The organism is Xanthobacter sp. BG11Y11_SDJG, from assembly GCF_057364445.1.
Map to the genome: position 1 here is coordinate 1 of NZ_JBNFNU010000631.1, position 1,585 is coordinate 1,585.

General features: G+C 73.8%; 3 protein-coding genes. 2 read left to right on the forward strand and 1 reads right to left on the reverse strand.

The window, feature by feature from the left end:
- Window positions 1–526: penicillin-binding protein activator (locus AC2W7M_RS25175; protein WP_486135805.1), on the forward strand; the 526-nt coding region annotated here is incomplete at its 5' end.
- Window positions 527–558: 32 nt separating this feature from the next.
- Complete coding sequence (locus AC2W7M_RS25180; RefSeq protein ID WP_486135807.1) at window positions 559–1,071, forward strand: ABC transporter substrate-binding protein; 513 nt, start codon at window positions 559–561, stop codon at window positions 1,069–1,071.
- 28 nt (window positions 1,072–1,099) lie between these two features.
- On the opposite strand, the gene AC2W7M_RS25185 is transcribed toward AC2W7M_RS25180, so the two are convergent.
- Window positions 1,100–1,585 (reverse strand): DUF429 domain-containing protein (locus AC2W7M_RS25185; protein ID WP_486135809.1); only part of this gene is annotated, 486 nt, incomplete at its 5' end.

Here is a 1,585-nt window from a genome sequence, read left to right on the forward strand (position 1 = left end):
GTGCGCCGGCGCGCCGCCCACCACGCAGCAGCTCGGCGCCGGCGGCACGGTGGTCGCACTGCTGCTGCCGCTGGGCGCGCAGGGCAATGCGGGCATCGTCGCCCAGTCCATGAAGAATTCCGCGGAGCTTGCCGTGGCCGAGGCGGGCGGCACCGACATCCGCCTGCTCGTGAAGGACGACCTCGGCACCGCCCAGGGCGCGCGCATGGCCGCCGAAGCGGCGGTGGCGGAGGGCGCGAAGGTGGTGATCGGACCTCTGTTCGCCCATTCGGTGGCGGCGGCGGCGCAGGTGACGCGGCCGCTCGGCATTCCCATGATCGCCTTCTCCACCGATGCGAACGTCGCCGGAAACGGCGTCTTCCTCTTGAGCTTCCTGCCCTCGGGCGACGTGGAGCGCATCATCCGCTTCGAGGCCGCCGAGGGCCGGCGCTCGGTGGCGGCGCTGCTGCCGGAGAGCGCCTACGGCACGGTGGTGGAAGGCGCGCTCCAGCAGACGGTGGCCGCGCCGGCGGGCGGGTGGCGGTGATGGAGCGACTTCGGCACCGGACCGCGCCAAAGATGGGCGAGGTGGCGCGCCGTGTCGCGCCCGCGCTCGCCCAGGCCGACGTCCTGTTCATCCCCGACACGCCGGACCAGGCGCTGCAGATGGTGCAGATGCTGTCCGCCAACGGGGTCGACCTGAAGCGCCTGCGGCTCGCTGGCACCGGCCTGTGGGACGACCAGCGCCTGTTCGCCGACCCGCTGTTCGAGGGCGCGCAGTTCGCCGCGCCCGACCTCTCCGGCTGGCGCGCCTTCTCCGACCGCTTCCGCGCCCGCTTCGGCGCCGAGCCGGTGCGCACCGCGACGCTCTCCTATGACGCGGTCTCGCTCGTCACCGCCATGGTGCGCGCCACCGGGCCGGACGGGGTGAGCGTGGCGGCGCTCTCCAGCCCCTCGGGCTTCTCGGGCGTCGAGGGCACGTTCCGCTTCCGCGCCGACGGCACCATCGAGCGCGGCCTCGCGATCATGGAGATCAAGGGCGGCGCGGTGCAGGTGGCGAGCCCCGCGCCGCGCGCCTTCGCTCAGCTCTGAGCGGGGCGCCGCGCCGAACCCTTTCGCCTCAGGCGTGGATGGCGACCGGCAGGCCGAAGGCGTCCGCTTCGGGCGGATCGGGAAAGCGCCGGACCGTGCCGGCCAAGGCGCGCCTCGCGGTCCACAGACAGGCGCAGGCATCCACCAGGTCGTCGAGACCGGCGTCGAGGTCCTTCGCGGCCTTCGACGTCAGCTCTTCGGTGGGAAGGCCTGCGGCGGCGAGGAGCGCGATGCGCAGGCGCAGGCCGTCCGGACAGGGGCGGCCCTTCACCTTCTTGGCGCGCTCCACTTCCGCGCCGCCGTTCATGGCCCAGAAGGCCACTTCCGGGTGGCACTCGATGAGGCGGTTCCTCAGTTCCGCGCGCTTGCGCAGAAGCGCATCCGCCTCGGCGATCTTGGGGAACAGGTGGAAGCTCTGCTTGGCCACCGCGCGCGGCGGGTCGGAGGTGGCGCGGGCGGCGGCGCAGGCGGCGCGATAGCGCGTTGTCTCATCACCGGCGCCGAGCCCGGCCCG

Bases quoted from the DNA above. Each gene is read 5' to 3' on its own strand.
- AC2W7M_RS25180 (WP_486135807.1), top strand. From the start codon at position 559: ATGGGCGAGGTGGCGCGCCGTGTCGCGCCCGCGCTCGCCCAGGCCGAC.